This is a genomic window from Arsenophonus nasoniae DSM 15247 (assembly GCF_000429565.1).
Taxonomy (GTDB): domain Bacteria; phylum Pseudomonadota; class Gammaproteobacteria; order Enterobacterales; family Enterobacteriaceae; genus Arsenophonus; species Arsenophonus nasoniae.
This window is the reverse complement of the sequence record NZ_AUCC01000126.1, coordinates 1-5,809: the sequence shown is the minus strand read 5'-3', so window position 1 is coordinate 5,809 and position 5,809 is coordinate 1. Positions and strand designations below refer to the sequence as shown.

Annotated in this window: 7 protein-coding genes, 1 tRNA gene and 1 pseudogene; 5 read left to right on the top strand and 4 right to left on the bottom strand. The window is 39.1% G+C overall.

Annotation, left to right across the window (positions count from 1 at the left end; translation table 11 throughout):
- Positions 1-16 precede the first annotated feature (16 nt).
- Positions 17-508: an IS630 family transposase gene (locus G468_RS0115840; RefSeq protein WP_026821750.1), complete on the bottom strand. Its 492-nt coding sequence runs from the start codon at positions 506-508 to the stop codon at positions 17-19.
- Positions 509-513: 5 nt separating this feature from the next.
- Positions 514-885, bottom strand: coding sequence for an IS630 transposase-related protein (locus G468_RS23505; protein WP_034249224.1), 372 nt, complete (start codon positions 883-885; stop codon positions 514-516).
- A gap of 68 nt (positions 886-953) precedes the next feature.
- Between G468_RS23505 and G468_RS0115830 the strand changes: the two are divergent.
- From G468_RS0115830 to G468_RS0115815, 4 genes and pseudogenes are all read left to right on the top strand, one after another.
- A pseudogene (locus tag G468_RS0115830) lies at positions 954-1,391 on the top strand (anaerobic C4-dicarboxylate transporter family protein); the annotation flags it as partial.
- A 260-nt stretch (positions 1,392-1,651) separates the two neighbouring features.
- Entirely contained in the window at positions 1,652-3,316 is a 1,665-nt protein-coding gene (locus G468_RS21460) for a protein-disulfide reductase DsbD (protein ID WP_407061996.1), read from the top strand.
- Between the two features lie 2 nt (positions 3,317-3,318).
- A complete protein-coding gene (gene dicD / locus G468_RS0115820) occupies positions 3,319-3,891 on the top strand; it encodes a division control transcriptional repressor DicD (protein WP_026823885.1) in 573 nt (190 codons plus the stop codon).
- A gap of 124 nt (positions 3,892-4,015) precedes the next feature.
- Positions 4,016-4,091 (top strand) — tRNA-Phe (locus G468_RS0115815).
- 163 nt (positions 4,092-4,254) lie between these two features.
- On the opposite strand, the gene G468_RS25590 is transcribed toward G468_RS0115815, so the two are convergent.
- Together G468_RS25590 and G468_RS22630 are read right to left on the bottom strand one after the other, a co-directional pair.
- The gene (locus G468_RS25590; RefSeq protein ID WP_478209563.1) at positions 4,255-4,383 is read right to left on the bottom strand and encodes a hypothetical protein; all 129 of its coding nucleotides are present in this window, start codon (positions 4,381-4,383) and stop codon (positions 4,255-4,257) included.
- Positions 4,384-4,524: 141 nt separating this feature from the next.
- Positions 4,525-5,460 carry a hypothetical protein gene (locus G468_RS22630; RefSeq protein ID WP_051297159.1) on the bottom strand — a complete coding sequence of 312 codons (936 nt, stop codon included), beginning with the start codon at positions 5,458-5,460 and terminating at the stop codon, positions 4,525-4,527.
- Between the two features lie 92 nt (positions 5,461-5,552).
- On the opposite strand from G468_RS22630, the gene G468_RS0115800 reads away from it, so the two are divergent.
- Positions 5,553-5,809 (top strand): IS3 family transposase (locus tag G468_RS0115800; RefSeq protein WP_026823884.1); only part of this gene is annotated, 257 nt, incomplete at its 3' end.

The window sequence follows — 5,809 nt, the reverse complement described above, 5'->3', positions numbered from 1 at the left end:
AGTATAGCTATGACCACTAAAAAATAGACGTTTCTTTAAGAGTCTGCTCCATAGCATTTTCTAATAATAATTTAGAATTACGCATTAATTTTCTAATTGAATTTTTAATTTTATGCCAATAATGTTCTATAGGATTTAAATCGGGAGAATAGGGAGGCAAGTAAATAAGCTTTATTCCAGCTGCTTGCATTAAGTTTTTAATTTTTTCTGATTTATGGAAAGAGGCATTATCAATGATAACCGTTTTTCCTTTCGTTAATTTAGGGATCAAAATATTTTCAATATATAGTTCAAATACCTGTGTATTACAGTGACCTTGAAACATGAAGGGCGCCATAAAATCTTGATTGCATAACGCGCCTATCATGCTAATTCTTTTTTTATAATGGCCTGGCTGTGCTTCATAATATCTTTTACCAATAGCGCTGTAACCATAGGGATAAAAATCATTATCATTCATCCCTGATTCATCGACAAAGACCCTTTGCTCAAGGCAAACAGCTTTTATTTCAGCTAAATAGGCCGCGCGTTTTTCTTCGCTTCTTTCGGCATAAGTTTGGCTCTTTTTTTTCTAGAATAACCTATTTTTTTCATCGCTCTTCCTATCGTTGATGAGCCTACACGATAAATTTCGGCCATTTCTACTTGCGTATAATCTCCATGGTGGGCAACAAATTCACGAAATTCATTTAAATCTTTTATTCCATGGCTATGTCCTTTTTGAAAACCTGTTTGTGGGTTTAAATGACCTTGAATTTTTTCTAAATAAAGCCAGTTATACAGCGTTTGTCTTGCTATATTAAAAATTTTGCATACTTTTATTTTGTTCATTCCTTCATGAACCGCTTTCACTGCACGTTCTCTTAGATCTACGCTATATGACATTGTTTTATACTTATTAAAGTATTTTATTTTAACAATAATTTTGACCATTTGTTAATGGGTAGCGCTATACCTTTAAAGCCGGTATGAGTGCCTGTATCTGTATTTTAGGCGTAGCATGGTTAGGCGACACGTTTGTCCAAGCAAATATTGATTGGATCAAAGCCACTGCCGGCCAGCTTATTCATAATCATTCATGGATGTTAGCGGTGATATTTTTTATCTGTTCTGCGTTACTCTATTCTCAAGCTGCAACGGCCAAGGCGTTAATGCCAATGGCATTAGCGTTAAACGTCAGCCCATTAACCGCCATTGCCTCTTTTTCTGCGGTTTCTGGTCTCTTCGTTTTACCAACCTATCCAACCTTAGTGGCTGCCGTTCAAATGGATGATACCCATACGACGCGCATTGGTCGTTTTGTGTTTAATCATCCATTTTTTATTCCTGGCACAATAGGTGTTTCCTTATCGGTCCTTTTCGGCTTTTTGTTTGGTAGCATCATCCTTTAACTTAACTAAAATATGATTCAAGGGCCTAAAGTCCTTGAATTTTTATCGTATTAATCAATATTCTTTAAGCAAAATTAGACACTAAAACTTTTCCAATCCATAAACAGTAGGTTATAGTTCAATAATTATCTTATTTTAAACTTAACACCTATTTTAAAATCTATTATGCAGAGACGTCTTTATGTTTTAGGCTACTTACTATTACTTTGTGGAACATTCCTTTTATCAACCGCAGCACATGCTATTTTTGAAAACGGAGGATGAATCGGTTGCTCTCTGCTGATCAAGCTTTCTTGTTTGATTTTGAACAAAAAGAAAACAAATTGATATTGAATTGGCAAATACAGCCTGGCTATTATCTCTATCAAAAACAGATTAAATTTCAGCCCAGTCATGCCAAACTGGGTAAATATCAATTACCAAAAGGAAAATATCATCAAGATGAATTTTTTGGTAAAACTGTGGTTTATTTTAATAATTTAGTTATTAACATTCCTATTATCCGTGCCACAGACCAGGCCAGTATTGAAGTGAAATATCAGGGGTGTGCGGCTGCCGGCTACTGTTATCCACCAGAAACCAAAATTATTCCCCTTAGCACGGTCATTGCAACAAAAAAATTGCCAGCCAGCAGTCAATTTGTTCAATCAAACACTAACACGTCAGCGAAAAAAACGACTCACGAAAAAACTGAACAGCCCTTCTCACCTTTATGGGCACTCCTATTCGGCATTGGTGTTGCATTTACGCCCTGCGTTTTACCAATGTACCCTTTGATTTCAAGTATTATATTAGGCAAGCAACGGCCGAAAAGTGTAATAAAAATCTTTTGGTTAGCTTTTAGTTATGTGCAAGGAATGGCTCTCACTTATACGCTGTTGGGGCTAATTGTGGCAGCGGCTGGTTTATCATTGCAAGCAGCACTACAGCACCCTTATGTTTTGATCATAATTTCAGCTCTATTTATTCTACTGGCATTTTCCATGTTTGGTTTCTATAACCTACAGCTACCTTCTTCACTGCAAACAAAACTGATTAATTGGAGCGACCACCAAAAAGGAGGATCTTATTTTGGTGTATTTATTATGGGCGCCTTGGCCGGACTTATCTGTTCTCCCTGTACCACTGCGCCACTCAGTGCTATTTTGCTTTACATTGCCCAAAGCGGAGATATATTAATCGGGGGTTTAACACTTTACCTCTATGCATTAGGTATGGGGCTGCCACTGATTGGCATAATATTATTTGGCCATCGACTACTTCCACGTAGCGGTCCCTGGATGCAGTATATCAAAGAAGCTTTTGGCTTTGTCATCTTAGCATTACCCATTTTCTTACTCGAAAGAATTTTTGGCGAAATTTGGAGTCTGCGGTTAACCAGTTTATTAATTACTTCATTCTGCCTATGGGCTCTGATTCTATTACTTAAGAAACATGGCGGCTGGGCGCGGATTGGGCAGATGTTATTTTTACTATTAGCCATCATAGCAGCCCAACCACTACAAAATGGGGTTTGGCAAATGTTTGCCATACCACTCCCCCAAGAGCCATTAGCTTTAAAATTTAACCAGGTAAAAAATTGGCAGCAAATCAAACAAGCAATCAGTAATAATAGTGGCAAAATTGTTATGCTTGATTTTTATGCTGACTGGTGTGTCGCCTGTAAGGCGTTTGAAAAATACACCTTTAGTGATCCTAAAGTAAAAAGTAAGCTGGATAATATGTTATTACTACAAGCCAATGTGACAGAAAATAGTGCTGAACAAAAATCCCTTCTACAATATCTGGATGTCTATGGATTACCCACTATTATTTTCTATGATGAGAAGGGCAGCGAATTACCCAATTCCCGGGTTTATGGTTTTATGAATAGCAAAATGTTCTATCAGCATTTAGAACAAGTTACGCAACGGCAAGAGAAATAAACATGCAACGTGAGCAAGTCCTGAACTCGGTACTACAACTGTTAGAACAACACGGCCTTAGCGGTAATATAGAGATTCTACTAAAAAAACTTAACGTTGACGTTAATCAGTCGCGTCAATTTTGGCCAGATGATGAAGCGCTCCTGTATGACTGTTTACGCTACCATAGTCAACAGATTGCAACCTGGCAACGCCAGCTGCAACTGAATGACGAACTTTCGCCAGAAGAAAAATTATTAGCCCGTTATAACCAGTTAGCCCAAAAAGTTACCGATAATCGCTTTCCTGGCTGCCTATTTATCGCGGCATGTAGTATTTTTCCCAATCCAGAGCATCCTATTCATCAACTAAGTGAACAGCAAAAACAATTGTCATTTAATTTTAGCCTCGAGCTACTAAGGCAACTAGATATAGACGACAGCGAACAAGTGGCTAAGCAAATGGAACTGATTTTAGAAGGTTGCCTAAGCAAATTACTGGTTAAGCGAAATATTGCAGATGTTTTGATCGCCAAGCTATTGGCAGAAGATATATTAACCATAGCTAAATGCAGAAAGAATGATGCTTTAAATTAAAAAATAAGCCCAAAAAAGATAGCCATTATTTTGGTACAAAAAAACAGCAAATAAGCCTAATTTCGCGTTTTTTACCGGAAATACATTGACGACTTGGGTGGAATAAGGTTTAATGCGCTCGGTTGCCCGGATAGCTCAGTCGGTAGAGCAGAGGATTGAAAATCCTCGTGTCGGTGGTTCGATTCCGCCTCCGGGCACCAAGTTCCTAACAAGGTAGCTTGAAGCTGTCTACGCCAGTGATGGGTTAGAAACTTAAGTGCCCAGTTCATCTTTGAATAATCTTACCACCTTGTAACTTACAGGTGCATTTAAGTTACTAAGTAAGAGGGGCTAAAGTTAACAAACACCCTTCTCAATCACTATCTATATTTGCTTCTTGCTCGTGAGCTTAGTCAAGTTAGCCAGGAGCGTACCATATACTGCATCTTTGGTTACACAACCCATTAAAAAATCAGCTATCATTCCTAATAATATTAAACCTTTTATCTGCATGTTATATCCTTTTATATATTGCGTACGCTGAAAGTAATTTACCGCTATTACCGACAATAATATTTAAAATATTGCTAGTGGAAAAGCCCAATCAGGTGCTCCATTAAGTCCTAAAAACCTATGCCAAAAACGACGATGGCGCTACATTCTTATGTTTATTGACGATGATCCATTAGCAAACAGCACTGGTGGCAACCTATATTGTCCACCAGCAACACTGAGCATAACGCTATCAGGCTCTGAGGATTCAAATGAGGACATGGAATCAACAAGATGTTCAACATCACTATCCTTCAACTGATGATAACGATTGCTCGAGAGGTCAGTGGGTAGCGATATGGGTTGCACAGCAAAATCATTTTCCGGTTTGTTAAACGTTGCAGGCAGCTCAATGCTTCTACGCCTGCGCGCGCTATCTGTGAGATCCACCTCAGGCGTGTTTGCTGTCAATGGATCTTGCACAATCACCGTCAACTTATCAGGTGATAGCACCACCACTGGTTTAACCGTCGACACCAGAGCCGGTGCCGGCTTAGCAAAAAGGAAATCGTTCGCGTCAAGCTGAGAAACATCCAGCGTATCAAGATACAGTAGCTTGACATCAGCGTCCGCCCCATCGGCGCTTTTTAACATCACGTCAACACCATGGATCTGTGATAAGCCATTAATGGTCGCACGATTATTCTTAACAATAGTCAGTTGGCTAAAATCACTGATACCGACTTGGCGCAAGTCAATTTTATCAATACCGTGCCGAAATCCTCTTAATGCATTCTGGTAATCATTAACGCCCCGCTGGGCTTCTACCACAAACACATCTGATGCTGCACTATCACGACTATAGATAGTTCCAGCCAGACTAAATTTCATTTGCCCCTGCGCATCAAGATTAAAATGGATCCCATCACCACCGCCTTTGAGGATCACCGTTCCCAGACCCGTTTGTGCTTGGGTCATGGTAGTATGGCTACTGGTATAAGCGGCTGGCGCAACAAAAGTGGGCTGGAAATTGAAATTCTTGGCACTGAGCCCTGCAACAGTCTGTTTTTTTAAGGTAACACTCTGTCTATCACCCAAGTCAACTTTAACATCCTCCCCTTCTTGTAGTGGTCTAATAAAACTGTAGAGATTTATAGCTTATAATTAAGCAAAATCTTATAGGTATAAATATGACCCGAAAAGTAAAAGTAACCTTTAGCGGAAAGCAAAAACTGGAATATGCAAAACTCATGGTTGAAGGTGGATATAGCAATATCCAAGTTGAAAAAATATCCGGTGCGGGTAAATCTGCCGTATCACGATGGAAGCAACAATATCTTGCCGAGTTAAATGGGAATACGCCTGTAAAATCAAAAGCGTTAACACCCGAGCAACAGCGCATACAAGAATTAGAAGTTCAACTTAAGCGTGCTCAGAGGGATAATGA

Bases quoted from the DNA above. Each gene is read 5' to 3' on its own strand.
- G468_RS23505 (WP_034249224.1), bottom strand. From the start codon at position 885: ATGTCATATAGCGTAGATCTAAGAGAACGTGCAGTGAAAGCGGTTCAT.
- G468_RS21460 (WP_407061996.1), top strand. From the start codon at position 1,652: ATGAATCGGTTGCTCTCTGCTGATCAAGCTTTCTTGTTTGATTTTGAA.
- dicD (WP_026823885.1), top strand. From the start codon at position 3,319: ATGCAACGTGAGCAAGTCCTGAACTCGGTACTACAACTGTTAGAACAA.
- G468_RS25590 (WP_478209563.1), bottom strand. From the start codon at position 4,383: ATGCAGATAAAAGGTTTAATATTATTAGGAATGATAGCTGATTTTTTA.